Origin of the sequence: Methanobrevibacter sp. (assembly GCF_017409525.1) — an archaeon.
Lineage (GTDB): Archaea > Methanobacteriota > Methanobacteria > Methanobacteriales > Methanobacteriaceae > Methanocatella.
The window spans coordinates 39,561-65,237 of sequence record NZ_JAFQSO010000001.1; the positions used below are offsets into that span (position 1 = coordinate 39,561).

22 protein-coding genes and 6 tRNA genes are annotated in these 25,677 nt (G+C 34.6%); 17 read left to right on the forward strand and 11 right to left on the reverse strand.

The genetic code is table 11. From position 1 onward, the window contains the following. Position 1: 1 nt before the first annotated feature. The 3 genes from gatB to IJE64_RS00095 form a co-directional block, all read right to left on the reverse strand. Positions 2-1,360: an Asp-tRNA(Asn)/Glu-tRNA(Gln) amidotransferase subunit GatB gene (gene gatB, locus IJE64_RS00085; RefSeq protein WP_292780272.1), complete on the reverse strand. Its 1,359-nt coding sequence runs from the start codon at positions 1,358-1,360 to the stop codon at positions 2-4. Between the two features lie 171 nt (positions 1,361-1,531). After that, positions 1,532-2,644, reverse strand: a complete 1,113-nt coding sequence (locus IJE64_RS00090; protein WP_292780274.1) for a hypothetical protein — start codon at positions 2,642-2,644, stop codon at positions 1,532-1,534. A 14-nt stretch (positions 2,645-2,658) separates the two neighbouring features. Further along, entirely contained in the window at positions 2,659-3,639 is a 981-nt protein-coding gene (locus IJE64_RS00095) for a radical SAM protein (protein WP_292780278.1), read from the reverse strand. A gap of 195 nt (positions 3,640-3,834) precedes the next feature. Here IJE64_RS00095 and IJE64_RS00100 point away from each other — a divergent pair. The 8 genes from IJE64_RS00100 (at position 3,835) to IJE64_RS00135 (ending at position 5,733) form a co-directional block, all read left to right on the forward strand. Then, positions 3,835-3,907 (forward strand) — tRNA-Asn (locus tag IJE64_RS00100). A 5-nt stretch (positions 3,908-3,912) separates the two neighbouring features. Beyond that, positions 3,913-3,986, forward strand: a tRNA-Ile gene (locus IJE64_RS00105). Between the two features lie 30 nt (positions 3,987-4,016). Then, a tRNA-Glu gene (locus IJE64_RS00110) sits at positions 4,017-4,091 on the forward strand. A gap of 58 nt (positions 4,092-4,149) precedes the next feature. Further along, a tRNA-Leu gene (locus IJE64_RS00115) sits at positions 4,150-4,232 on the forward strand. Positions 4,233-4,261: 29 nt separating this feature from the next. Continuing rightward, a tRNA-His gene (locus tag IJE64_RS00120) sits at positions 4,262-4,337 on the forward strand. 118 nt (positions 4,338-4,455) lie between these two features. Continuing rightward, a complete protein-coding gene (hjc, locus tag IJE64_RS00125) occupies positions 4,456-4,866 on the forward strand; it encodes a Holliday junction resolvase Hjc (protein ID WP_292780280.1) in 411 nt (136 codons plus the stop codon). Positions 4,867-4,918: 52 nt separating this feature from the next. Then, positions 4,919-5,066: transfer RNA gene (locus tag IJE64_RS00130), tRNA-Trp, on the forward strand. A 61-nt stretch (positions 5,067-5,127) separates the two neighbouring features. Next, on the forward strand, positions 5,128-5,733 hold the full coding sequence (locus IJE64_RS00135) for an MBL fold metallo-hydrolase (RefSeq protein ID WP_292780283.1): 606 nt from the start codon (positions 5,128-5,130) through the stop codon (positions 5,731-5,733). Here IJE64_RS00135 and IJE64_RS00140 read toward each other — a convergent pair. Continuing rightward, positions 5,728-6,381: a TrkA family potassium uptake protein gene (locus IJE64_RS00140; RefSeq protein ID WP_292780286.1), complete on the reverse strand. Its 654-nt coding sequence runs from the start codon at positions 6,379-6,381 to the stop codon at positions 5,728-5,730. The two genes, IJE64_RS00135 and IJE64_RS00140, sit on opposite strands and share 6 nt — an antisense overlap. Before the next feature lie 54 nt (positions 6,382-6,435). Next, a complete protein-coding gene (locus IJE64_RS00145; RefSeq protein ID WP_292780289.1) occupies positions 6,436-7,869 on the reverse strand; it encodes a TrkH family potassium uptake protein in 1,434 nt (477 codons plus the stop codon). Between the two features lie 67 nt (positions 7,870-7,936). On the opposite strand from IJE64_RS00145, the gene IJE64_RS00150 reads away from it, so the two are divergent. The 3 genes from IJE64_RS00150 to fhcD all read left to right on the forward strand — a co-directional run bounded on the left by IJE64_RS00150 (position 7,937) and on the right by fhcD (position 11,085). Continuing rightward, the gene (locus tag IJE64_RS00150; protein WP_292780292.1) at positions 7,937-8,995 is read left to right on the forward strand and encodes a UPF0104 family protein; all 1,059 of its coding nucleotides are present in this window, start codon (positions 7,937-7,939) and stop codon (positions 8,993-8,995) included. An 11-nt stretch (positions 8,996-9,006) separates the two neighbouring features. Then, a complete protein-coding gene (locus tag IJE64_RS00155) occupies positions 9,007-10,080 on the forward strand; it encodes an acyltransferase (RefSeq protein WP_292780294.1) in 1,074 nt (357 codons plus the stop codon). Positions 10,081-10,197: 117 nt separating this feature from the next. Then, positions 10,198-11,085: a formylmethanofuran--tetrahydromethanopterin N-formyltransferase gene (gene fhcD / locus IJE64_RS00160; RefSeq protein WP_292780297.1), complete on the forward strand. Its 888-nt coding sequence runs from the start codon at positions 10,198-10,200 to the stop codon at positions 11,083-11,085. 44 nt (positions 11,086-11,129) lie between these two features. Here the strand turns inward: fhcD and IJE64_RS00165 are convergent, their stop codons facing one another. After that, positions 11,130-12,257: an NAD-binding protein gene (locus IJE64_RS00165; protein ID WP_292780301.1), complete on the reverse strand. Its 1,128-nt coding sequence runs from the start codon at positions 12,255-12,257 to the stop codon at positions 11,130-11,132. Positions 12,258-12,327: 70 nt separating this feature from the next. Here IJE64_RS00165 and IJE64_RS00170 point away from each other — a divergent pair, with 70 nt between their 5' ends. Further along, on the forward strand, positions 12,328-13,869 hold the full coding sequence (locus tag IJE64_RS00170; RefSeq protein ID WP_342764979.1) for an NAD(P)H-hydrate dehydratase: 1,542 nt from the start codon (positions 12,328-12,330) through the stop codon (positions 13,867-13,869). Continuing rightward, positions 13,856-14,599, forward strand: a complete 744-nt coding sequence (sfsA, locus tag IJE64_RS00175; RefSeq protein WP_292780304.1) for a DNA/RNA nuclease SfsA — start codon at positions 13,856-13,858, stop codon at positions 14,597-14,599. The genes IJE64_RS00170 and sfsA overlap by 14 nt, the downstream gene beginning before the upstream one ends. Here the strand turns inward: sfsA and IJE64_RS00180 are convergent. After that, positions 14,549-15,274 carry an NAD-dependent protein deacylase gene (locus IJE64_RS00180; protein ID WP_292780306.1) on the reverse strand — a complete coding sequence of 242 codons (726 nt, stop codon included), beginning with the start codon at positions 15,272-15,274 and terminating at the stop codon, positions 14,549-14,551. The genes sfsA and IJE64_RS00180 overlap by 51 nt on opposite strands. Positions 15,275-15,389: 115 nt before the next feature. Between IJE64_RS00180 and IJE64_RS00185 the strand changes: the two genes are divergently transcribed. Further along, positions 15,390-17,033, forward strand: coding sequence for a helicase C-terminal domain-containing protein (locus IJE64_RS00185; RefSeq protein WP_292780309.1), 1,644 nt, complete (start codon positions 15,390-15,392; stop codon positions 17,031-17,033). Between the two features lie 16 nt (positions 17,034-17,049). Here IJE64_RS00185 and IJE64_RS00190 read toward each other — a convergent pair whose 3' ends face one another. Both IJE64_RS00190 and IJE64_RS00195 read right to left on the reverse strand, forming a co-directional pair. Beyond that, a complete protein-coding gene (locus IJE64_RS00190) occupies positions 17,050-18,228 on the reverse strand; it encodes an argininosuccinate synthase (RefSeq protein WP_292780312.1) in 1,179 nt (392 codons plus the stop codon). A 252-nt stretch (positions 18,229-18,480) separates the two neighbouring features. Beyond that, entirely contained in the window at positions 18,481-20,403 is a 1,923-nt protein-coding gene (locus tag IJE64_RS00195) for an IGHMBP2 family helicase (RefSeq protein WP_342764980.1), read from the reverse strand. Between the two features lie 44 nt (positions 20,404-20,447). Here IJE64_RS00195 and IJE64_RS00200 point away from each other — a divergent pair, with 44 nt between their 5' ends. After that, positions 20,448-21,188, forward strand: coding sequence for a succinylglutamate desuccinylase/aspartoacylase family protein (locus IJE64_RS00200; RefSeq protein WP_292780318.1), 741 nt, complete (start codon positions 20,448-20,450; stop codon positions 21,186-21,188). A 155-nt stretch (positions 21,189-21,343) separates the two neighbouring features. Here the strand turns inward: IJE64_RS00200 and IJE64_RS00205 are convergent, their stop codons facing one another. Then, entirely contained in the window at positions 21,344-22,228 is an 885-nt protein-coding gene (locus IJE64_RS00205; protein ID WP_292780321.1) for an alpha/beta hydrolase, read from the reverse strand. 117 nt (positions 22,229-22,345) lie between these two features. Here IJE64_RS00205 and IJE64_RS00210 point away from each other — a divergent pair, with 117 nt between their 5' ends. Both IJE64_RS00210 and IJE64_RS00215 read left to right on the forward strand, forming a co-directional pair. After that, positions 22,346-22,843, forward strand: a complete 498-nt coding sequence (locus tag IJE64_RS00210; protein WP_292780324.1) for a DUF308 domain-containing protein — start codon at positions 22,346-22,348, stop codon at positions 22,841-22,843. Positions 22,844-22,860: 17 nt separating this feature from the next. Continuing rightward, complete coding sequence (locus IJE64_RS00215) at positions 22,861-24,450, forward strand: AarF/ABC1/UbiB kinase family protein (RefSeq protein WP_292780327.1); 1,590 nt, start codon at positions 22,861-22,863, stop codon at positions 24,448-24,450. Between the two features lie 52 nt (positions 24,451-24,502). Here IJE64_RS00215 and IJE64_RS00220 read toward each other — a convergent pair whose 3' ends face one another. Beyond that, positions 24,503-25,654: a TMEM175 family protein gene (locus IJE64_RS00220; protein WP_292780330.1), complete on the reverse strand. Its 1,152-nt coding sequence runs from the start codon at positions 25,652-25,654 to the stop codon at positions 24,503-24,505. Positions 25,655-25,677: the final 23 nt, after the last annotated feature.

Here is a 25,677-nt window from a genome sequence, read left to right on the forward strand (position 1 = left end):
CTTACTCCTCTTCAATATTTTCTTTTAAAAGTTTTACAGTTTCACCAGGGTCTGCCTTTCCACGTGTCAATCTCATTACTTGACCTACCAAGAAGTTAATTGAAGCTTTTTGTCCGGACAGGTAATCATCTACAGCTTTTGGATTTTCTTCAATGGCTTGTTTTACAGCGGCTAATATTTCATCATCTTTTACAACACCAAGCAATCCTAATTCTTCAGCAATTGCTTTAGGAGATTTTTCATTGTTTGGCATTTGCTCAATGATTCTTTGGCCTGCTTTAACAGTAATTTCTTTTGATTGAATCATATTGAATAATTCCACGAGGTTTTCAACACTAATTTCACTACTTGCGAAATCTAGTTTGTTATATGTTAAGACTCTTTTAAGTTCATCTCTCATCCATTTTGCTGCAAATATAGGGTCAATTTCTTTAACAACTTCTTCATATGCAATACCTAAATCAAATTCGGAGGTTAAGACTTTAGCGGTTTCTTCGTCAATTTTATAATCTTCAACAAATCTTTTTACTTTGTTGTGAGGAGCTTCAGGCATTGTGTCTAAAATGCTTTGTATTGTTTCATCTGAAATTTGCATAGGTGGCAAGTCAGGATCTGTAATGAATCTATAATCGTCAGCATCTTCCTTTAACCTCATTGCTGTTGTAATCATTTGACTTTCAACATATGCACGAGTTTCCTGTTTTGTTTCAACTCCTCTTTCCAAGTTTCTTTTCTGTCTGTTACGTTCAAAAATTAATGCTCTGTAAGCGCCCTTGATGGAGTTTATGTTTTTCATTTCCACTCTGTTTCCACCATTGATTGAGATGTTTACATCTGCTCTCATGGTACCTTCACCGCGAGCTCCACCACTGTATTGCAGAACTCTTATTAATTCGTTTAAGAAGGTTCTTGCTTCTTCAGGAGATTTGATATCTGGTTCTGTAACAATTTCAACTAATGGAATTCCAGAACGATTGAAGTTAACAGTACCTCTATCCGGGTTATATTGACCAGGGTCTTCTTCAACGTGAATTTCTCTAATTCTAATTCCGTTCAATTCACCGTTTATTCCAATAGGGATTGAAGTTCTTTGGTAACCTGAAGGCAAATCCGGATAATCGTAGTGTTTTCTCATGAAGTATGTTACACCTTGATCAATTTCACAGTTTAACATTAATGCAATCATTAAAGCATTTTCTAATGCTTTTTCGTTTGTAGGATGTGGTTTGGCACCTGGTTGGTTTAAACAAACAGGACATATGTTTGTATTTATAGGTGCGTCCTGATAATTTGTAGGACAGTCACAGAATAATTTTGATTGAGTTTCTAGTTGTACGTGGATTTCAAGTCCACACATCATATCGACATCGTCACTAATAATAATTCCTCCAATCGGGTAATTTTTATATTATAATAATATTTATTTTATGTAATTTATAAAGATTTTTGAAAGTCACGACTTTTTTGTCAAAAATAGCATGGAATTTAAATTATTTTTTTGATATTAATCGGTTGAATATGGTCATGGTCGTTAATTTTTTCTTCTTATCTTTCTCATTATTTTTCTTAAAGGGGCTGTTATTTTCCAACTTGTAGATGTTTCCATTTCTAGATTTTTCTTTTTTAGTTCTTCATTCTCTTCTTTTAATTTCTCAAAGGTGTATTTGCAATTTCCTTGATAGCGGTCCCTTAGGATTATTCTTTCCTCAACATTAGGTTCCGAATTGTATAGGTTATTCTTTGCAAATAAATCAATGACTTTCATCATTAATCCTGCTTTAAATGGATGGTGAGGTATTTCCTTATCTTCACTATAAAATATGACATCCAGTCCCTTGAATTGGTCTTGATTAAAATGGTCTTGTATTAAAGGTATTGAATGGTCTTGTATATCAATTTCAGATTTTACATTAACGTAATATGTTATGTATGGAGCATAATTCTCTCTTTTAAATAATTCTGGAGTATCAATCCTATACTTAATTTTTTCAATTACTTCCTCTTGTGTCAATCCGTCAAATTTTGGTGTTATCAAATCCAATGCTCTTTTAACTAAATGTTGCTTGTAGTTTAAAATGGAAAATTGTGAATTATTTACCAGAACTTTAGAATGTTTTATTAGGGTTGCAAGACACACTGAAATGAATCCTCCTCCGGATGACCCGAAGAATAGAATATTGTCATTTATTACATTTTGATTTTTGGCTAGTTTTTTAATGATTTCAGATAATGTTTCAATGTACCACTGGTTGGCGTCACCTATCATCCATCCAATGCTTATGTTGTCGTCCCAGAATATCATTGGATCGGCAAAGACTATAACGGATTCATCGAATAATTCCGGCCAGCGCCATCTATGAAAATGGGGTGGGTCAATAGGTTTTCCATCTGAGGTTACCTTGTCTCTTCTAAATGCTCCAGGAGCCATGCAGATAATGTTTTTGTTTGTTGAGGCGAATTTAATAATCAGATAGAATGGTGCATCTTCATGGATTATTTCTAAAGCGAATTTTTCATCTAATGGGAATTCATATGATTCAATATCTTCCATTTTCAGTTTAATGAGATTATCTGCTAAATTACTTATGCTGGCTCTTGCCTTATTAATAATTTCATCAGTTAATTCGAATTTTCCATTGACCATATAAACACCATTGGTTAATATTTATTTTTTAAAGACTCTTTAATATATCGATTAATGAATTTATCCAGTTCAGGTGAAACTTCACTTTTTTTAGGACCCAACATATTTTCATCTGTAAATGTGCCCTTTAGGTCACGTCCTGCCCATTTCACTTCTTCTTCTACTCTTTTTCCATATTTTGTTCCAAACATCTTAAATAGGGGGAATTTTGTTATCCCATTGGCTCCGCTTAAAATTAAAATGCCTATATTCGCCAGATTGTCAATCCAGGTTCCACAGATTATTTCTATATTTGGGAATGCCAATCTAACTTGGGCTACAACTTGAGCGTAATAAAGGGAAGCGGGTTGTGAAGAGTTTGCATAAACGGTTTCTTTATGGGGATTCAGTGAGTAGAATATCACTCTATCAATTTTATGGTCTTTAATGTAGTCTATTATGTATTGAACATCTTCAAGTGTTTCACCAAGCCCTAAAATTATTGTAATCGCTTTTTTAAATCCCAAACTTCCTGCAACATCCAGCATATTGCTGATGTCTTCTAGTTTTTTGGATGGACATACTTTTTCATGTATTTCTGGTTTGGCCACTTCGACAGCGCCGGTAATTCCTTTTATTTCAGATTCGTATTCGTTTAATTCATCTGTTATTCCGGTATTTAGCCAAACTCCGTCTCCAGTAATTTCTTTTATATTGGTGGCAATTTCCTTGATTTCCTGTGTTGTAAATGATTTGTATCCTCCGGATAAAAATTCTATATTCCAGTCAAGACGTTTGCACATCTCCGCTTCAGCATAGATGTTATTGATGTTTCGTCTAGCTTTGGTGGAATCTTTTATTTTCTCTTTTTGTGTTGACATGTAACAAAAAGCACAATCTCCCTTATCGCACCACCATGATAAAAATACTGCTCTTTCAAGTGTTATTAAGTTGCCATGCTTGCTTAATGTTGTTTTATTGGCATTTCTTATTAAATCAAATATGTCATAATCCATATTTGTATATAAGTTTCTTAAAGTTTATATATTAATTTGCGATAAATTAATTTGTTGATTTTTAATATTTCCTATTAAAAGTCCAAAAAACCAAAAGATTTAAATACTATTGAAATAATATTTATCATTACTGTTTAAAGTCTTTTGATTTTTAAACATGGGTTTTATTTGGTTAAGTTAGATGGGTATTCTCATGCCATCGTAGCTCAGTAGGTAGAGCGTTCGGCTGTTAACCGATTGGTCACAGGTTCGAGCCCTGTCGATGGCGCTTTTGGGCCCATAGCTTAGCCAGGTAGAGCGTCCGGCTCATAACCGGAAGGTCATGGGTTCGAACCCCATTGGGCCCATGTTAACTAAAACTTTATTTGTATGTGTATGCTCCGGTGGTGTAGTCCGGCCAATCATTTCGGCCTTTCGAGCCGAAGACTCGGGTTCGAATCCCGGCCGGAGCATTTAAAAATTTGTTAAGATTTTTTATGGTTTCTATTGTATCCTTTCTTTTTGTTTTAAGCGGGGGTGCCCGAGAGGCCAAAGGGGACAGGCTTAGGACCTGTTGACGCAGGTCTACCAGGGTTCAAATCCCTGCTCCCGCATTTTAACAATTTTTATTTGATAGTATCTTGCCGGGGTAGGGTAGGTGGTCATCCTCCGGGACTGTGGATCCCGGGACTCGGGTTCGAATCTCGGCCCCGGCCCCATTAATAAAACTTGTTTTTTTTTTCCAATTACTTTTCAAATGCTCTCGCATTTTTTTTAAATACTATTAGTTAAAATATTATTAATTAATTAAAAAACTTTTAGATATTGAGTGTTATTATGGCTAAAAAGGGGTCTGCTGAAGAAAGGGATTTGGTGCATAAACTATGGGAGAGAAATTTTGCTGCAATGAGGGCTCCTGCCTCTGGAGGGGCAACTAAAAATCCATTACCTGATGTCGTTGCCGGAAATGGGAAACTGTATTTGGCTATTGAAGTTAAAACAACAACCAAAGATAAAGTTTATATTGATGAGCCTCAAATTTCTGCATTGTGTGAATTTTCTAAGATATTTGGTGCAAAACCATATATCGGGGTCAGATTTAAATATACTAAATGGCTTTTTTTGGAGCCTAAAAATACTCCAAGGACTAGAAATGGCAACTACAAAGTTGAAAAGGATTATGCATTGGAGAAAGGTTTGGAAATCGATGAAATTGCAGGCATTGACAAACAAATGAAATTTGAATAAATGATAATCTTTATATATCATTAAAATAAATGTACTACTGTATGTTATATGTGGGGTTATAGTGTAACCTGGCATCATCTGGGACTCCAGTTGTCTTTGAAGAAATATACGCGTAACTGAACAGTATCCGTTGTGATGAACAATTGGAGTACTGAGGCAAGAGAAATCCCAGGATCGGGGTTCAAATCCCTGTGACCCCATTTTTATATAAAACTATTTTTTTCAAAACTTTTAATTACTTTCTTGTTTATATTATCTTTCATGTCAAGTATTGTTTTTATAATGGGATTCAACTACGATTCAAATTGCTATTTGATTGATAAAAATATATTGGTTGATACCGGTGCAGGTCAAAATAAGGATTATTTGTTCTCAAAACTTCGTGAAAATGGTGTTGAAGCCGAAGATATTGAATTGGTTGTAAATACGCATTGTCATTTTGACCATATAGGTGGTAATCATTTCTTTCCAGATGCTAAAATTGCAGTTCATAAATTGGATGCAATTTCCATTAGAAATGAGGATACTTTAGGCACTTCAATGTCCGCTTTTGAGGGTGTTGACAATTCAAGGGTCGATATTGAGCTTGAAGAAGGAGATAAAATCGGAGATTTTGAAGTTATACATACTCCCGGCCATACCAGCGGCGGAATTTGTATGTGGGATGGCAAAAATTTAATTTCAGGAGACACTATATTTGCCGGTGGAGGTGTCGGCAGGATGGACATTGGCGGTAACTATCAGGACATGAAAAACAGCGTTGAAAAATTAATGAAATTTGACGTTAAAAATATCTATCCTGGGCATGGTCCGATAGTGGAAAGAAATGGAAAAGACCATATTAGGTTGTCTTATTCCTATCTATAATCTTTCTAATTTTCTAGATACTTTTTTCATTGTTCCTCTTCTAACAAGAATTGAAACTTTTTGTCCACGGCTGATTGTATTGTCTGGTTGTGGAATTACTAATTTTCCATTTTCATACATGGCGATGATATTATAATCTTTGGTAGGTGAAATGTCTTTATAACGTTTCCCAACAACTTTATCGTTGGTTATTGTCATTTCAATAATTTCCGCATCACCTTCACCAAGTGTTGTTAATTTGGATGCTGTTGGATTTGTTACAAATTGCGCTAAATCTCTGGCGGCACTTATTTCTGGGCTGATTACCCTATCAATCCCAACTTCTTTAAATGCTTCTTCGTGATCAGGATTACTTACACGTGCAATTATTGTTTCAACATCATATTTTCTAACTAGAATGCATGAAAGTAAGTTTGCTTCATCATTTCCAGTAGTTGCTATAAAATAATCAGCGTCTTCAATATTACTTTCTTCAAGTAATTTTGAACTAGTACCATTTCCGCAAATAACAAGTGCATCCAATTCAGATGCGACTTCTGCACATAATGTTTCGTCATTTTCAATTAAAGTAATGTCAAAACCTTCTTCAATCAATAAATTCGAAAGAGCAAGCCCAACACGACCTCCTCCCATAATAATTGCATACATCTAATCGCCTCATTAACAATTAATAATCAATATTTATTTTATGTTAATATAAATTTATCTTTTGAAAATTTCGAAGATTGCTCTTAATGTGATTAGCGCAGGGTATATTTCTAATCTTCCAGTCCACATATTAAATATGCTAATTAACTTTAATGGGGCTTCAAGACCAAAATCAATTTCTCCTAGCGTTAAACCTACATTCCCTTGAATAGAAATAGTGTCGAATAGACTATTGAATGGGTCATGACCATATAAACAGAATAAAGACCATGTAATTAAAATGCAAATCAGATACAGGGTTATATAGTTTCCACTATCGCCAACGGCCTTTTCGGATACTTTTGTATTTGAAATTTTTATTGGAACGACTCTTCCTTCGGGAGATAAAATTTCACGGATGTGCTTATAGATTCCTTTAAAGAAAATAATGACTCTTGAAAGCTTGATTGCACCTACAGTTGAACCGCTTGAACCGCCAACTAACATCAGGCCCATTATGCATATCAAGACAAATGATGGCCACCCAGCCATTATTTCCGCCCCTTTAATACTTGATCCTGTTGTTGTTGCAGCGGATACTACTGTAAATAGTAAGTCCATAGGGATTATGTTTGATGCAAAGTAAAGCATTAATGTGACAATTGCTATTACGGTTATCATCACTTTAAATTGCAGATCATGAAACAATGATTTTCCTCTGGTTTTGATAACCTTGTAATGCACTAAAAAGCTTGTCGCTCCAAGAATCATTAATATGATTGATATGAAATAAATCACATCGCTTTGGTAATATCCAATGTTTGCATTCTTGATGCTCATTCCGCCGGTTGATATGGTTGTGAAAGTATTGCAAACAGAATCGAAAAGGGGCATTCCTGCAAGCAAATATAGAATAATTCCAAAGGTGGTATAAATCAAATAAATCCTTATGGTATGCTTTAGGGTTGTTTTGATACTTGGCTTTAATTTTTCTTCCCGTGCCTCTGATTGGTATAATTTTGAAGAAGAGGTTCCCGGTCTTGTTAAAATCGCAACAATCATAACGATTATCCCTAAACCTCCAACCCACTGTTCAAGTGATCTGAAAAACAATATGCTGTGGGGTAGAATTTCAACATTTTGATACATTGTCACTCCACTTCCGGTTAAAGCGGACATGCTTTCAAAGACACCATTTACCATGCTCAAATCGCTTACCATCAGCATGACAAGTCCTCCTATGATACTTGCCCATAACCAAGCCAATGCGGAGATTATCATCCCATGTTTTAATCGCATTTTTCGTGAAGAATATTTGTCAAATGCTTTTATGCAAATGTATCCTAGAATTATTGATATTAAACTAGGCACTATAAATCCTAAAAAATTAAATTCGAGATATAGCAGGTCAACAATTATTGGGATAAGGCATAACACTCCTATTCCAATCATTATCATCCCGGAATTTCTGACTACTATAAATAAGTCAGTTTTGTTAATATATCTCATATAGTGTAAATATTGAATAAATGTCTATATAAATTTATAAGTATTAAAAGATTAAATTATTATTAAGATGGATAAAAAATCAATATTTTTCTTGGGTATAAGTATTCTAATTCTTATAATAATGCTGTGGTTTGTAGGAATAGATAAGGTTATCGATGCTTTAAAATTGGCTAATATGACTTTACTACTTTTAGCTTTGCTTGTTCAGGTCTTTCTTTATTTCTTGTATACTTTGCGCTGGCAAATACTTAATAAATTGGCAGATATGGATGTGAGTATTAAAAAATTACTTCCAATGGTTTTAGTGGGTCTTGCTGTTAATAATATTACTCCGTCCGGACGTGGCGGTGGAGAACCTGTAAGGGCATATATTTTATCTAAAGAAAATGAGGAATATCATTTTGAAGAATCTTTAGCAACTGTTGTCACGGATAGGGCTTTGGATACACTTCCATTTGTCTTATTGGCGGCGATTACCATCGCATCCATGGCTTTATTTTTTAATTTTGATTTATGGTTGATTGTGGTAATGGTTGCAGCGGTTATAGCTATCATTATCATTTTGGCCGTTCTTATTTATATGTGTATCAATATAGAATTCGGTAAAAGAGTTGATGGATGGATTATCGGTCTTGTCAGACGATTTTATAAGAAAAATTCTGAAAAATTGGAAAATCAAATTCATAAAGCAATTTTTGGTTTTCAGGATACCATGAAATTGTTGATTTCCAATAAAAAAGGTTTAATTTACACTCTTTCATTATCATTTTTCATATGGTTTTTAGAAATCTTCAGAGTTTATTTGGTGTTTTTAGCATTTGGCGCTAATGTTAGTTTCATTATTATTGCAGAGGTATTCATTGTATCCTCCTTGGTTGGCATGATTCCTCTTCTTCCTGGAGGTCTTGGCGCTATCGATGGGACAATGATTCTGATTTTCTCAACTGCTGGTGTTTCTCCATCCATAAGTGCTGCTGCCACCGTTATTGAAAGATTAATTTCATTTTGGCTAGCAACAATTTTGGGCATGGTAATTTTACCGTATTACGGATCATCAGTTTTAGATAAAATTTCGTTTAGTTCATCTGATGAAATAGAAGAGTCGTCTGATGATAGTGATGAATAAGGGGCAGTAATATGGTTAATTCTAGCCAATCCAAGCGAATTTTTTATTTTGATGCTTTGAGGGCTGTGGCTATTCTTTTTGTGGTTTTATTGCATGTTACTGGCCATCTTGGCGAGATGATGAATTATAATGTTTCCACCATCTATTCATTCAGCGGTTTATTTGAAACATTCGGAAATAATTTTTTCAAAATAGGTGTTGATTTGTTTTTCATGTTGTCCGGCGCTTTACTGCTTGGACGTGATTGGGATATCAGAGGTTTTTTATCTAAAAGAATTCCACGCATTGCGAAGCCATTTGTATTTTGGTCATTGGTATTTTCTGTAATGCTATTTGTTGTTTCATATGTTATTCCAAGCCTAAATCTTGTTGACCAGCATGGTATTTACGGATTTTTAAAGGTGTTTTGGGACACATTAATGTTTAAGGCTCCGGGGTCTGCAGTATACTGGTTCTTCTGGACGATGTTGGGTGTGTATTTGGCAATGCCGATATTGAACAAATGGATTAAGCATTCCGAGTTGTCCGAGTTGGAATACTTTTTGGTTATTTGGATTGTTTCCACATTATTTGACTATACTCTAATGGTTGAATGCCCTGTAAAATTGTCTTATTTTACAAGCCCATTCGGTTTGGTGGTTTTAGGTTACTATCTAAGGTATACGGAAAGGAAGGTATTTAACAATGCCCTCATTGCCCTGGCTTTAATTATAGTTCCCGCTATTGTGATGTTTGTTTATTCATGTTCTGTTGTGGATACGAATATCCTGTTCACGTTTCATAGGTATGCAATTTTACCTATAATCGAAGTTATTGGAGTATTCTGTCTGTTTAAGACAAGCAAATATTTAAATAACCCTAATGATTTCATTAAAAGGTTCGTTTCATCAATTGCAATGTGTAGTTATGGAATGTATTTGATTCATAGTCAACTTATTATGGTATTTAGAAAGGTTTTGCACGTATCATTTAACTTCACTATTGACTATCTAATACTATTCTTCGTTGGTTTCATCTTATCGTGGTTTATAATTTACATACTGTCCAAAATCCCATATGTTAATGAATTTGTTGGCGTTAAATAATTTCAATTCTTTTAAAATTTTCCATTCTTGAACTAAATAGAAAACTTTATTTTAATTTATAATCATAAATTCTATTATCACAAAAAATTAATTTTTTGTAAAAATTATGGTGAAAATATGGAAATTAATGGTGTAGAAATTAAAGAAACTTACGCAGAAGGTTTTGGAATTAAGGTAACTAGAATATTAGTTACTGCAGCAACTCAAGAATTAGCAAAAATCGCAGCAACTGAAGCTACCGGTTACGGAACTTCTGTTATTGGATGTCCTGCAGAAGCAGGTATTGACTGCTTTGTACCAGCAGATGAAACTCCTGATGGAAGACCAGGTTATGCAATCATGATTTGTCACGCTGGTAAAAAAGCACTTGACCATGAATTAATGGAAAGAATCGGTATGTGTATTTTAACCTCTCCTACCGCAGCAGCATTCAACTTACTTGATTCAGAAGATGTCTTAAAAACTGGTTTCAAACTCAAATACTTCGGTGACGGATTTGAAAAAGACCTTGAAATTGCTGGAAAAACCGTACACTCCATTCCAATCATGTCCGGTGACTTCTTAGTTGAATCCACATTCGGGTTCAAAGATGGTGTTGCTGGAGGAAACTTCTTCATTTTAGCTAAAGATCAAATGACTGGTGTTAAAGCAGCTCAATTAGCTGTTGCAGCAATTGCAAATGTAGAAGGCGTCATCACTCCATTCCCTGGTGGTATGGTTGCATCTGGTTCCAAAGTAGGATCCAATGAATATGCATTCTTACCAGCATCCACTAACGAAAAAATGTGTGTAACTTTAAAAGATGAAGTTGACTCTGACATTAGAGCAGATGCTGACGGTGTATTCGAAATAGTTATTGATGGTGTAGATGAAGAATCCGTAAAAGCAGCTATGAAAGCAGGTATTCAGGCAGCTTGTGCTGTTGATGGAGTACTTGAAATTTCAGCTGGTAACTTCGACGGTAAATTAGGTTCCTACATCATGAACTTACATGATTTATTCTAGAGAGATTTTCTCTCTTTTAATTTCTTTTTTTATAAAAAATAATTTTAGATTTCTTTTTTAGTTATTTTGGCTATTTCTTTATTTGTTAGGTTTATTCCAATTATTTCATCTATTTTCTCTAAATCTTTTGTGAGTTTTTTGAAGGTTGCCCTATCAGGGCCTGAAATTAAATGTGAGTGGATATTGTTCACAGTTTTATATAAGTTATCTAAAGCTTGTTTCGCGTCGGGATGTGTTTTTAGATAATTATGATATTCCTTGCCGTCTGAAAATTCTATAGCTTTTATTTCACGTGTAAGAGGGGTTTCAATTCCCGGCAGGTGATATTCGATATTTTCTAGCGTACAGCCATGTTTGGATATTATTTCAAATTCATCAAGGAGCTCATCTGATGTGTGCCTTACAGTGATTTTTAAAAGATGTGGTCTGGTTGACTCAAAATACAAGTCTTTTCCTCCGATTATTTCAGGGGATACTACTTTATCGGCGCCCGCTTTTTTAAGTCTTGAAATGTTTTCTGTTTTGCTGGCACGTGATACAATCCATGCATTAGGGCTTGCTTCGCGTATTGCCATAACAATGAATAAGTTACTTACATCATCGCCCGTACTTACTATAATGCTGTTACATTTGTCTCCCGCAAGGTGGGAAATTAACTCATCTTCAGTCGCATCCTTGTGAATTGAAACTACATTCTTCTTTTCTTCAATGCCATCATATCTTTCCTTATCTTTTTCAATAACAACCACATTTTGATTTCTTTGGGTTAATTCTTCAAGCACTACTTTTCCAACTCTCCCGTAACCGCAAAGAATATAATAATCATCCATGTCTTTTATAGATTTCATTTTCTTAGCTCCTTTAGAATATAATCTCATTTTTTCCTGGAAATTTGTCAGTATTATATTAAACACATATGCAAGCAATGCAACACCGGCAAGCGCTAATGTTGTTGCAAATATTTTTTGGATTCCAGTGGTGGGGATATAATCTCCATATCCAACTGTAGCCATTGTAATAACTGAATAATAAATAGAATCAATCAAATTTAAACCCATTATGAAGTATGAACCAACGATTCCATAAATAAATAATCCTACAATTAGTATTAATCCGTTGATGCTATATTTTGAGGGCAATCTTGTTAAAAATTTAAATATTATTTTTTTCATATGTCATTTCCTTTAATTAAGATAATTATATTTATATTAAATTGTTATATTTTAATTTAAAGGTGATTTTTTGCATCCAATGGATATGATGGTTACGGATTATAATTGTGAATATTTGGGATTATCCCGTTTATGTTTGATGGAATCCGCTGGAAAGTCTCTAGCTGAAGAAGTGGGCAAAATTGCAGTTTATACATTCTCAAAGCCTGTTAAAGTGCTAATATTTACAGGTTCCGGAGGAAATGGTGGGGATGGTTTTGTTGCAGCAAGGTATCTATTGAATAGGGGCTATGATGTGGACATCTACATGTTGAAGGATAATATACATTCATCTGAAGCCAAAACCAATTTTGAAATTTTGCAGAACATGAAACCTCGCTTGTCACGCTTAAATATTTATAATCTCAAAACATTGGATGACATTAACAACTGTGAAGTCGCAAAAAACAAGGATTTGGATTTTATTATTGTTGACGGTCTTTTGGGGACTGGAATTAAAGGGGAATTGCAAACTAATATTAGGAGAGCCATTGAAATCATCAATGAATCTTCAGGCATTAAAATCAGTGTTGATGTGCCGTCTGGAATGGATCCTTTAACAGGCAGCATTGATGATTTGGCAGTGGTTCCGGATTATACCATCAGCTTTCATAAGATTAAAACCGGTGTGAGGAATGCCGATGAAGAAGTTGTTGGAGGTCTTGTCACTGCAGATATTGGAATTCCATTTGAGGCAGAATATTTTGTTAACTATGGCGATTTTTTAAGGCTTAAGAACAGAAAATCTTCATCACATAAGGGAAATAATGGACGTTTACTTATTGTTGGAGGAAATAAAGATTATTCTGGGGCTCCAGCTATTGCAGGAATGGCAGCCATTGGTGCAGGTGCGGACTTGGTTTATGTCGCATCACCTGAAAAGTCTGCTCAAGCTATCAAGTCCACATCCCCTGATTTGATTGTAAAATCTCTTGAAGGCGATATGCTATCTTTAAATCATGCTGAAGATATAATTGACTTAGCTGAAAATGTGGATGCCATATTAATTGGACCTGGTTCTGGAATTGATGATGACACATCTAAATTGTTTAATGTTTTAGTTACAAAGATTAAAAAACCAATTGTTTTGGATGCAGATGCCTTAAAACAGGTAGAAATCTCATTAATTAAAAATCGTGAAGATATTGTATTAACACCACATATTTTCGAGTTTAAATCATTTTTTAAAGTAGAAAATGACTTGAAGCTGGACATTGATTCATATGACTTTAATAAGGTTGATGAAAACATAACTGAGTTTCAACAGATTGTTCGCAAAATTAAAGGTTCTGTAGTTGTTAAAGGTCAGTATGACTTAATATTGTCCGGAACTAAATTTAGAATTAACAAGTCCGGTAATCCTGGAATGACTGTTGGAGGAACCGGAGATGCTTTAGCAGGAATAACTACTGGTTTGCTTGCACAAGGTTTAAATGCTTTTGATTCATCTTGTTTAGGAGTTTTCATTAACGGTCTTGCAGGAGAAGAGGCATTTAATGAGAAGGGAAATGGCTTTTCAGCAACAGATCTGGTGTCTCATATTGGTAGTGTGATTAAAAATGGGTTATGTTAAAGGAATTTTTAAAGCAAGGCCTAACAGATTCATTGCTGTAGTAGAAGTTGATGGGAAGTTAGAAATAGCTCATGTACCAAATACCGGTAGATGTAAGGAACTTTTGGTTGAGGATGCAGTTGTTTGGCTTAAGCCATCGGACAATCCAAAAAGGAAAACAAAATTTTCACTTCATTTTGTTGAGAACAAGGGAGTTTTAGTGTCACTTTTCTCTCAGCAAGCCAATGCCATTGTATATGATGCCATAGTTGATGGCAAAATCAAAGAACTTCAAGGTTATGATTATCATCAAAGAGAAAAGACAGTCGATGACTCTAGAATCGATATATATCTGGCAAACAGGGAAGATGATTGCTGCGGAATGAGCTTTTTAGAGGATTCATGTTATGTTGAAGTAAAGGGCGTAACATTGATAGTTGATGGTGAGGCCAGATTTCCCGATGCTCCAACTGAAAGGGGTGCAAAGCACTTGAAAGAATTGATAAAACTTAAAAAAGACGGAAATAGGTGTGTCGTGTTTTTTTTAATTCAACATCCTGCAGGCAATTTCTTCAGGCCAAATTGGGAAAATGACCCTGTATTTAGCCAAACTTTAAATGAAGCTTATGATGAGGGAGTTGAAATACTTGTTTACAGGTGCGATAATCGATTGGAGGGAATTGATTTAGTGCCTGAACCTTTAGATTTTGATTTGGCTCAAAGTTTCGCCAATGGCATCGTTGATGACTAATGTTGCAAGACGGTCATAAGGAGTTTCGCTTTTGTTAATCAAAACGAGATTGTCCCCTTTGAAGTAATTGACCAGGCCTGCGGCAGGATATACGACAAGTGATGTTCCTCCGATTATTAACGTGTCTGCAGAAGAGATGTAATCTGTCGCAAAGCTTAAAACAGCATTGTTTAATGGTTCTTCATATAAAACAACATCCGGCTTTACAGTTCCTCCACATTCACATCTAGGAATGCCTTCACTTTCTAAAACATATTCTAGTCCATATTCTTTACCGCAGATTTGACAGTAGTTCCTGTGTATGCTTCCGTGAAGTTCCAATACTTCCTTGCTGCCTGCCTTTTGATGAAGTCCATCAATGTTTTGGGTGATGATAGCTTTTAATTTTCCTTTCTTTTCTAACTCGGCAAGCTTTAAATGGGCAGGATTCGGTTTTGCATCCTTGAAAACAAGATTGTCTTTGTAATATTCGAAAAATTCTTCAGTATGGTCTAAATAATAGCTATGTGAAACTAGATTCTCAGGTGTGTCTCCGTATTTTTCCAAACTTTTGAAAATTCCGCTTTCAGATCTAAAATCTGGAATCCCACTTTCTGTTGATACGCCTGCCCCTCCAAAAAATACGATATTGTCTGAATAGTCAATAATTTCTTGTAATTCGTTAATTTTAGACATATTATTATTTATATTGTTAATGAATATTAATCTTTTGTCGATTTCAAAAATAAAGTTTTAAATATAATTTTTTACATAATATTATTAAGTTGTTAGTAACTTTTAGAGGAAATTCATGGTAAATACAAATTCTAATCTGGATTGGATGGTCTATTGGTCGCTTCCCAAATATAGTCCCCGGAATAGCCAGATTAAACTCATTAATCAAATCAATTTTGCAATTGGCGAAGGCTTTAAAAACATTATTTTGGAGGCGGGAACAGGCATTGGAAAGAGCGCCATAGCTACAACTCTTGCCAACATGTATGACGATTCGTATATATTGACAATGACAAAGCAGCTTCAGGAGCAGTATTTGGATGATTTTGGCGACATGCTTGTTGAGATTAAAGGTCGTGGAAATTACAAATGCAACTATAAGGGCAGCTGCGACTTTTGTATTAAGGCAGAGTATAATTTGAGAAGATGTTCGGATTGCGAATATCAAATAGCTTTTAGAAAGGCGACAGAAGCCAAAAATGTCATCACAAATTATGATTTTCTTTATTATGCTGGAGTTGCCAATCCTCTTTTGGACTCACGCGAACTGCTAATTTTAGATGAGGCTCATAATTTAGAGCGTAAAATGTTGATGTTGTCATCTTCAGAGCTGAATCGGGAATACATATCAACTAAGTTTGGAATTGATATTTTCGAACCATTAATGCATGCCACTAAATCCATGAATGATTTGAAAAGAAATTCATCATATTGGATTCAACTGTGCGATGACCTGGTTAAGGAATGTAAAAAAAGGATTAAAAAGATTGAAGGGGATGCCAATAAGTCAGTTCAGGTCACGTTGGATGAATTTGAAAGTGACCCCTCCAAATATTCTAATTTCGACTATGTCGAAAAACAAAATTTGGAGCAGGACATGAAATCCTTTGCATCAATCAGTTTGGGCCTGTCATCTGAAGATTTAATCATTGATTTGCCTAACAGGGATGCTATTTTATCTGGAGAGATGGACATCTCCGCCGAATTCAAACCCTTTTCCGTTTTGGATGATACTCAAAACTTGCTGGAATTGGGCAACATTCGCATATTTTTGACAGGAACATTGGGCAGTAAGGATAAGTTCTGTGAATGGAATAATATCAATCCTGATGAAACATTTTATATCTATGAGAAAAGTCCTTTTGATGTGGCTAAAAGGCCCATTTATACAGATTTTGTCGGCAGGATGAGTGGAAAAACAAGAGGCATTCCTAATTGGAAAAATAAGAGGGCCATCAAAAAGATTAAAGAACTGCTGGATAAGCATCAGGATGAAAAAGGTGTTATTCACACGTCAAGCAATGAACAGGCTTTCTGGATTATTCAAAATCTAAAAGATTATCCATTGGTTTTTGTTGGTGGTGAAGATAGAAACATCGTTTTAAAGGAATTCACAGAATCGAATGAAAGTATTGTTCTTATAGGTGCATCCATTAAGGATGGTGTTGATTTTAAAGGGGATTTATGCAGGTTCCAGATTGTATTTAAGATTCCTTATCCTCAATTGAATGAGCAGGTGAAATATCGTAGAAATTTGGACCCTAAATGGTTTTATTATCAAACAGTCATGGCACTAATGCAGGCATATGGCCGTGGGATTAGGGATGTGGATGATTGGTGTGTAATGTATATCATCGATTCCAGCTTTAAACAGTTATTTGATTATAATCGTGGATTTTTCAATGAATATTTCATCGAAGCGGTACAAAAAAAGAAGTAATGTGATAGCTTGAAAGCTATCTGTTTAATTTTTGATAATTTGCAGCTTGAAGACCATGGTATTTAATCATGCCTTCAACTTCACTTTGTTCTGTTTCCTTGTCTTCAAAGGTAATCTGTTCTATGCTATGTAAGCTGAATGGAGATTTTCTGACTATTGGTTGGATTGAGCCTTTGAAAATTTTCATTACAACTTCTCCACTCACTCTTTCCTGCATTTTATCGATTGCTTGGTCAAGGTCCTCTCTTAAAGGTTCTTGCCATAGTGCTCCGTAGACTAAATCAGCATAGAGTGTTGACATGTATTCAGCAAATCTTAATTCGTCAGTTGTTAAAACTAATTCTTCTAATGCTTGGTGAGCTGCAATTAATAATTTTGCACCAGGGGTTTCGTAGATTTCCCTACTTTTAATGCCAATCATTCTGTTTTCAATTGTGTCTACTCTGCCGATGCCATGAGATCCTGCAATTTCATTTGCTTTTTTGATAATGTCAATTAAAGGCATCATTTCGCCGTTGATTGCTACAGGAATGCCTTCTTCAAATTCAATGGATACTTTTTCTGGTTCGCCTTTAGCATCTTCCCATGATGCGGTCCATTCGTAAATGTCTTCAGGAGGTTCGTTTGCAGGGTCTTCTAAGACGTCTCCTTCTATTGCTCTTCCCCAAAGGTTTTCATCGATACTGTAAATTTTATCATAGCTTAATTCGATACCTTTTGATTCTGCATATGCCTTTTCTTCTGTTCTTGTTAGATTCATTTCTCTGATTGGTGCAATGATATCCAAATCAGACATTGCAAGAATAATTGCTTCGAATCTGAATTGATCGTTTCCTTTTCCGGTACAGCCGTGTGCAATAGCTGTTGCCCCTTCTTTTTCAGCTACTTCTATAAGTTTTTGAGCAATCAGGGGTCTTGCAAATGCAGTACTTAATGGGTATCCTTCGTATTCGGCATTTGCTTTTATTCCACGTGCGATGTATTCGTTAGCAAATTCTTCTTTAGCATCTATATTATAATGTTTTAAGCCTCCAATTTTGGCCGCACTTGCTTTTGCTTTTTCCATTTCTTCTTCGCCTTGTCCTACATCTACACATGCAGTGATAACTTCTACATTGTATTCTTCTTCTAATAATTTAACACATACAGAGGTATCTAGTCCACCACTGAATGCTAAAAGTACTTTATCAGTCATTTAATCACCATAATTGTTTTGATAAGAATGATTATCAAAAAATATTTTTGTTTTTAATAGTATTTAATAATTTTTGAAAAAATGAGGCAGAAGAAAACTCTTAATTGAGCTAATAATTGAGGTTGAATGTTATATGGGCTTTTTAAAAATGAAATCTCAATTAAGAGTTATAAGAGAAGAAAGCTTTGACTTTGTTCTCTTGTTTATAATGTTGTAGTTACTAGTATATAAAAGTTTAGGTATGCCTAAAAATTAGATTTCCACTAAAACATTATTTTTCCTTGCAAAATCTATTAGTCGGGAATATGTCGGATTGCTTTCTAATGTGTTTATGTTGCCGATAATTATGAGTTTCCTTTTAGCACGTGTTATTGCGACATTTAATCTTCGAAGGTCACTTAAAAAACCAATATTTCCGCCATCATTGCTTCTGACAGTTGATATGATGATGATTTCCTTTTCTCTTCCTTGAAAACCGTCAACCGTTTTCACTTCAACCGGTGTTTTATCCTGAATGATTTTCACTTGGTCAGCATAGGGGCTTATTATGCCGATGTCGGTCTCCTCAAGGCCGATATTTAAATAATCGTCTGCTAATTTCACGGCAATATCTGCTTCTAATCTATTAATGATTGATTTTGAATCTTTGAGATGTCTTTCACCTTCTGAATCTAGTTTTGAAGTATCGACAAATAGCATAGCTTCCTCTTCACTATCTGTGTTTATAATGTCATTGATTGTTATGTCATCAACTGAGGAGTCACTTTTTAAATTGTTATTGTAAAATTCTGCATTTGGAAATTTCATTAGAAGCGAATTCATACGGTATTGAACATTCAATAATTGTGATTTAAATGGATATAATCTGATCAGCTCTTCAAATAATGTTTTCTCAAGTGACCCTGCTTTATCACTTATTATTGTCGGTGGAAGTTGTTTATGGTCTCCTGCAAGGATGAATCTATGGGCTTTGGCTATTGGAATCAAAACGCTTGGAATGGTGGCCTGTGAAGCTTCATCGATGATTGCAACATCGAATTTTGTCCTTGCAATTGATTCCAGTGCTGCAGAGGAGTTTGTGGATAGAATGACATCACTGGTTTCAATGATATCTCGAATCATTTTATTTTCCACCCTTCTTATCTCATCGTGAAGCTCATCAACCTGCTGGTTATATTCAATCCATTGAGCCATTGATTTCATTTTCTCTGGTGAAATTCCCCGACCGCCTTTTCCTTTGGATGCATTGAATAAAATGTCATAATCCCCATATCCTCTGCGGTATTGTGGAGTTGGCTTCGTATGAACGCTTCTTTTTTCAATTAAGTTATCAATCTTCTTGCGAATCTTTTTAATTTTCTTATTTAACTTATGATTTTCAACTTTATACGCTAGAGTTTGTGTGATGTTGTGTTTTGAAACTCTTTGAGGATGCCCTAGCCTTGTTAGGTTTAGTTTTTTGTTTTCCATCAATCTCTCTAGAATATTGTCGACTGCAGCATTGCTTTCAGCTGTTGCCAGTACTTTATGATTTTGCCGGGTTTCCTGCGATATCAATTCAACTAGGGTTCTTGTTTTTCCAGTTCCAAAGGGGCCGTGAATCAGATAAAAGTTTTCACATGAAAGGGCATTTTCGATAGCGCTTTTTTGAGATTCGTTAAGTGATTCATCGATATAGTCAATATAAGGTGTAGATCTATTTTTTTTAGGATTTCTTTCGCTTAAAATGTACTCTAGCGCATTTTTTCCTTTTAAGCTTAAGTGTTTTAGATTATCTTCCATCCTTCTGAATGTGATGTCATTGGCATATAAATCGAGTCTCACTTTCTTTTTTAAAACCCATCTTGGGATTCTTTTGTCGAATGCCACTTTAATGAAACGGGCGCCTTTTTCAGTGACAGTTCCTGTAAAATCGCTGCTTAATGGATTGGCAGTGCTTACCAATACCATATCCCCAACGGATATTTCGGTTTCTATGATTTCAGACCTTCCAAATTGAACTATTTTAAGCCCTAATTCCTCTCCAATATACTTTCCTTTAACTTTGTTTATGGCACGGCCTAGCTCTTCTCTTTTTTGACCGGACATATGGGCTATTTCGAATCTCATCAGTTCAATTTCAGCATCCCTTTCATAATTGACCAATCTGATTAAATTTTTGATATATTTCTTCAATTTCATACTAATTTATAAATAAGGGCGTTAATGTAATTAAATATATGGAATTTAAAAAAGTTAGTCAATTTGAAAATTTGGAAATGGCATATGTTTGTGATTTTTCAGGGGGCTACATTTCCAGAAATAAGAATTTATTTTCACAGATTGAATTGACTGATTTAAGCAAACTTATTTTGGAAAAGTCTGTTTTTGGAACGCCGATTTTTAAGATGGGTGATGGAGGCAATAAACTGTTAATGATATCCGGTATTCATGGAAACGAATTGCCTCCCCAAATAGCTAGCGTTAAGTTATTCAATGAATTAATTGGCCGTGACCTTTCACATACCATATATTTCATTCCGTTTGCAGCTCCGAAGTCTTCGATGAACAGTGAGAGAACTTTCAATTCATTGGATTTGAATAGGTCTGCTCATGTTAATAATTCTCTTAGCAATTTGATTTTGCAGACCGCATTGAAATTAGGTGTTAATTTTGTAGGTGATTTCCACTCCACTGCATATAACTCAAATCCCGGTTTTGAGTCTGTTTTCTCATCAAAAGCCCCATCTCCAGAAAGTTATCTCATAGCTAATTACATTTCAAAAGATGTAGGCTCTGAAATGATTGCCTTTGATTTTGCAGGCACTTCTTATAAAGGTGCTGTTGAAGACGTATGTAATCTAAAAGGCATTCCAGCAGTTACATGTGAAGTCTTATGTCCTTTTTCCAGTGTTAGTGAAGGTAGCGTTAAGACATCTATTGGGCAAATGAAAAGTTTTCTTGATTATTTTGGGGTATGAATCTTTCTAGAGATAATCGTATAATTCAATATTGTAATATTCGCATTGCTAGAAAATTTTATTTTCATGCGAACTGAACTAATTTCATTAAAAAGAATGTAAAATACTCTAGAGTATTTACAATAATTTTAAATTCGGCAAAACATATTTAAATCTTAATGTTTCTCTAAGATTATTTCAACAATATGTTTAAACGCCTCTTTTGATTCCGGAACTAACGGATAGATAGGATAAACATGAGTCATTTCCTCGCCAATGTTCAACTCAACGTCAATGCCGTTATCTTTTAGTTTGTTGTAAAATTTAACTACGTCCGGATAGAATATTTCATGGGTTCCTACAAATAGTGTAGTTTTTGGAAGCTTTTTTATATCTCCAAATAGGGGACTTACTTTATAATCTTTTGGATCCAAGTCACCAGCCCAGGTTTCACCCATCTCGCGCAAGCCGTCTACCCCAAGCATAGGATCAAATTCGACTTCATCATAATCCCCAGACATTGATACATCAAGCCATGGTGATATCAAAATCAGGTTTTTAGGTTGAGGCAATTCATTCATCGCCAAATATTCACAAAATGCTGCAGACAATCCTCCTCCGGCAGAATCCCCCATGACAATAATAGGTTTGTTAATTGTTAGTAAATCTTTATACAATTTTTCAACAATTTCATAGGTTTCCTCATAAGTATGATTTGGAGCAAGCGGATAAAGTGGAGCAAATACTGTTGCATTAATTTTTTTTGCAAGTTTATCGCAAAATGAGATGTGAGGGTTTCTAATCTCGTTTACATATATTCCTCCATGAAGATATATGACCAGGCGTTCAACATCTTCATTTTCATTGAAAATCACCATTTGGCATCCGAACAAATCTTTGCTTTCAACTTTAGTGCGGTAAATCCTTTTTGGTATTTTATAATCTTCATCTTCTTCAAGGGAACGCTCTTTCATATGTTCATCAGCTTTCTCAGCATCGTCGACATATTCGCGATGTTTTATGTCCAAAGCGGTTTCCACAATTTTTGACATTTTTGACATTTTTTCCCACCTTTTTTTTAATTAATAGAGTTAATATTCAATTTTTTAACTTTTAATAAATATTATATTAAAATATATATAATATTTTTTACTATAATCTTAAATAAGGTGATTTTTATGGATTATAAGAAAATGCTTGGAATTATATTGATTATATTGGGTTTAATTTTTATAATTTGCCCCTTGTATAGTGCAGCAGCAGTATCCTGGATTGCAGGCATATGTTTAATAGTATTTGGATTTGCCTCTATCATTGACGGATTTTCTGTATGGAGCATGATGGCTCATGTTTCAGTGATTAATATATTATTGGGAATTTGTGCAATACTATTTGGATTATTATTTATTTATGAAATTGATGTATTGTCTTTCCTTGTTGGATTCTTATTTTATTTAATTGCATTTGTAATGATATTTATTGGTATATCAGGAATTATTTTCGGAGTGGGGTCAATATCAAAAATCACCTCAGTATTGATTTTAATCTTGGGCATAATAGCATGCGGTCTTGCTTTTTATTCACTCGCACAACCGCTATATACATCAATCCTCGTTGGATTATGTCTGATTTTGGAAGGAATAGCTTTCTTGACAACTGGTGCAGTTGAGGATTAATTGGATAAGTGATATTTATGGATAAGGAAACAAAACAACGTTTGGGAGAAATCAGAGCAGCTTTAAAAAAGTATGGCTTTGATAAGATTTTAGCTCAAACAGCTAAAAGTAAAATACGTTCAAAAGACGATGATTCAGATAGTCTTTTGTTGGATGATGAAATTCCTGAAAAATTAAGATTGATGCTTCAGGAATTGGGAACTACTTTCATTAAGTTAGGCCAGCTGTTAAGTACAAGGCCGGATATTGTCGGCGAAAAAATTGCAGATGAATTGGCCAACTTGCAAGATGATAATCCTGCCATAACCTATGAACAGGTTAAGGCAATAGTTGAAAGGGAGCTCAACGGCAATATTGACGAGTTATTTGAAGATTTCCATCATGAACATTTAGCAACCGCATCCATTGGTCAGGTTCATGAAGCTAAATTAAGCACTGGTGAAAGGGTTGCAGTTAAAATCCAAAAAGAGGGCATCACTGATAAGATAGACCTTGATTTAAGGATAATGAAATATATTGCCAACCGTGCCGATAAATGGAATGCTGATTTAAGAAAATTGAACTTGCCAGGAATCATGGAAGAGTTTGACCGTTCAATTCACAAGGAAATCGATTATAATAATGAATTCATGAATATGCAACGCATAGAATTGAATTTCGAAGACAATCCTGATATTCATATTCCAGCCACCTATGCCAAATATTGTTCATCAAAAGTTTTAACAATGGAATTTATAGCCGGTGCAAAATTAAACGACGTATATGAAAGTGAAGGCGATGAATTCGATAAGAAACTTTTGGCAAAGAATGTTCTAGATTCTTATCTTCAACAACTGTTCATCGACGGATTTTTCCATGGAGACCCTCATCCAGGTAACATCATGATTTTAGAGAATAATGTTGTATGTTATCTTGATTTGGGTATGATGGGATTCTTTGATGAAGAATTTAAACGCAATCTCTCTGAAGTAATGTTATTGTTTGTAGACCAGGATGTAGACGGACTGATAAATCAGCTGATGTACATGGACATCTTGGATTATGATATTGACACAAAAACATTAAGAAGGGACTTGAATGATTTGTTCGGAAGGTATTTTGGAGTTCAATTAAATCGTTTCGACGGAGTGTTGGAGGCACTGCTAGGGCTTATGCAGGAGTACGGTGTCATTCTTCCAAATGAAATTGTTACAATGGCAAGGGGAATATCCATGGTTGAAGCTATTGCACACAATCTGGATCCGGAAATCGATGTTTTCGCATCAATCAAACCTATTGCCCAACAAATAGCTAAACAAAGAGTCAATCCTAAAGAGTACTTGAAAGGCAAAAAGAGCAGCATAATCTTATATGAACACATGTTTAGGGCCTTGCCGAAGCTTCTTACAAGGACAATTCACAAGATTGAAAATGAAGAATTGAAATTGAAGTTCGAAGTTGACATCAACGATAAGGTCTCAATAGTCGCCTTGATATCCGCGCTTCTAATTGGTTCTTCTGTTGTTTCATTTGGGCCAATGGTATTTGACATGCCTGTGATTTCTTTAATTGGGTATATAATAGCTATAATTTTAAGTATTATTGGCTTAAAGAAGTTTGTTTTATAATATCAAAATTATGAGGAATTAATTTTCCTCAAAAATTATTTTTTTTGCAAATTTAAATGTATTTGAGCAAGTTTATTTTTTTCAGCATGAATATCCATGTCACAATAATTGAAAATATACAGGACATGATTATTATCGGAGGATAGAAATAGTAGCCGATAATTATGAAAATGCATGTGAACACGATGTTTAAGAAATAGGTGTTGTAGTTCTGGAATGCTTCCTGCAGGAATGAGTTTGATTGGTCTATTTTTTTCATTTCATATGTGGCAATTAGAGAGCAGACATTGATAATGATAAAATCTATCCCATAGATGCATTGTGGCACAAAGCTGTGAAAGTTCATGGAAACGTATGTTGTTAAGTAAGGGATTAATGATAAAAAGAATAGTCCTAGTGATATGGTCCATATTGCTTTATAATTGATCTTGTTTACAATACTGAATAAGTTGTAGGTAAAGTTCCACACATTAAAGCAAACAATGAAACTGACTGCATATGCTATGAATTCAAGTTTTAATTCCAATAAACCGCTTAAACTGCCATTTGCAGCTATTGGAATTTCAAGCACAATGATTGTTATGATAATGGCTATGATTGCATCAATCAATGCTTCAAATCTTTCAGTATCTTCAAATTCCTTACCCTGCATTCTATTGTAGATAATGCTTAAGACCACGGCAACTAAACAGGCCAGATAGATTCCAGGAATAAATATTGTATATGATATTATAAAACCAATAATTATGATTAGTAAAGGCAGTATGAAGTGAGTCTTTTTAATGTTCAACTCTTTTAATTTTTCATTTGATTTGTTAGCTCCATAGACCACAACCACGGATATGATATGGGAAATGTTAGCAAAAAGGATTAGTAATCCGAAAATTGTCTCGGCAGTTAAAGAATACAAATTCAGAGAAAGCCATGATGCGAAATATGGAAATAGTGAGAATAAGAAGATTGAAACTCCATATGTGATTAGGGCCTTGTTGTTTATAGTGTCAATATGTTGAAATAGGTTCTGGTTGCTGTACCAGATATTGATAATTGATAGGAACACTATTAAATATGTTGCGATATTCAAATAATTTGAAAAGAAAGCTCCCCATTCCGGACTTAAAGGTTGAGGAATTTTCAGCACCAAAATTGTTATAACAATTGCCAAAACTGCATCATAAAAAGTTTCAAATCTATTAGTATTCATATATTTTAATATATTGTTTATTA

Excerpts from the sequence above, each read along its gene's own strand:
- gatB (WP_292780272.1), bottom strand. The coding sequence starts at position 1,360 with ATGATGTGTGGACTTGAAATCCACGTACAACTAGAAACTCAATCAAAA.
- IJE64_RS00090 (WP_292780274.1), bottom strand. The coding sequence starts at position 2,644 with ATGGTCAATGGAAAATTCGAATTAACTGATGAAATTATTAATAAGGCA.
- IJE64_RS00095 (WP_292780278.1), bottom strand. The coding sequence starts at position 3,639 with ATGGATTATGACATATTTGATTTAATAAGAAATGCCAATAAAACAACA.
- hjc (WP_292780280.1), top strand. The coding sequence starts at position 4,456 with ATGGCTAAAAAGGGGTCTGCTGAAGAAAGGGATTTGGTGCATAAACTA.
- IJE64_RS00135 (WP_292780283.1), top strand. The coding sequence starts at position 5,128 with ATGTCAAGTATTGTTTTTATAATGGGATTCAACTACGATTCAAATTGC.
- IJE64_RS00140 (WP_292780286.1), bottom strand. The coding sequence starts at position 6,381 with ATGTATGCAATTATTATGGGAGGAGGTCGTGTTGGGCTTGCTCTTTCG.
- IJE64_RS00145 (WP_292780289.1), bottom strand. The coding sequence starts at position 7,869 with ATGAGATATATTAACAAAACTGACTTATTTATAGTAGTCAGAAATTCC.
- IJE64_RS00150 (WP_292780292.1), top strand. The coding sequence starts at position 7,937 with ATGGATAAAAAATCAATATTTTTCTTGGGTATAAGTATTCTAATTCTT.
- IJE64_RS00155 (WP_292780294.1), top strand. The coding sequence starts at position 9,007 with ATGGTTAATTCTAGCCAATCCAAGCGAATTTTTTATTTTGATGCTTTG.
- fhcD (WP_292780297.1), top strand. The coding sequence starts at position 10,198 with ATGGAAATTAATGGTGTAGAAATTAAAGAAACTTACGCAGAAGGTTTT.
- IJE64_RS00165 (WP_292780301.1), bottom strand. The coding sequence starts at position 12,257 with ATGAAAAAAATAATATTTAAATTTTTAACAAGATTGCCCTCAAAATAT.
- sfsA (WP_292780304.1), top strand. The coding sequence starts at position 13,856 with ATGGGTTATGTTAAAGGAATTTTTAAAGCAAGGCCTAACAGATTCATT.
- IJE64_RS00180 (WP_292780306.1), bottom strand. The coding sequence starts at position 15,274 with ATGTCTAAAATTAACGAATTACAAGAAATTATTGACTATTCAGACAAT.
- IJE64_RS00185 (WP_292780309.1), top strand. The coding sequence starts at position 15,390 with ATGGTAAATACAAATTCTAATCTGGATTGGATGGTCTATTGGTCGCTT.
- IJE64_RS00190 (WP_292780312.1), bottom strand. The coding sequence starts at position 18,228 with ATGACTGATAAAGTACTTTTAGCATTCAGTGGTGGACTAGATACCTCT.
- IJE64_RS00200 (WP_292780318.1), top strand. The coding sequence starts at position 20,448 with ATGGAATTTAAAAAAGTTAGTCAATTTGAAAATTTGGAAATGGCATAT.
- IJE64_RS00205 (WP_292780321.1), bottom strand. The coding sequence starts at position 22,228 with ATGTCAAAAATGTCAAAAATTGTGGAAACCGCTTTGGACATAAAACAT.
- IJE64_RS00210 (WP_292780324.1), top strand. The coding sequence starts at position 22,346 with ATGGATTATAAGAAAATGCTTGGAATTATATTGATTATATTGGGTTTA.
- IJE64_RS00215 (WP_292780327.1), top strand. The coding sequence starts at position 22,861 with ATGGATAAGGAAACAAAACAACGTTTGGGAGAAATCAGAGCAGCTTTA.
- IJE64_RS00220 (WP_292780330.1), bottom strand. The coding sequence starts at position 25,654 with ATGAATACTAATAGATTTGAAACTTTTTATGATGCAGTTTTGGCAATT.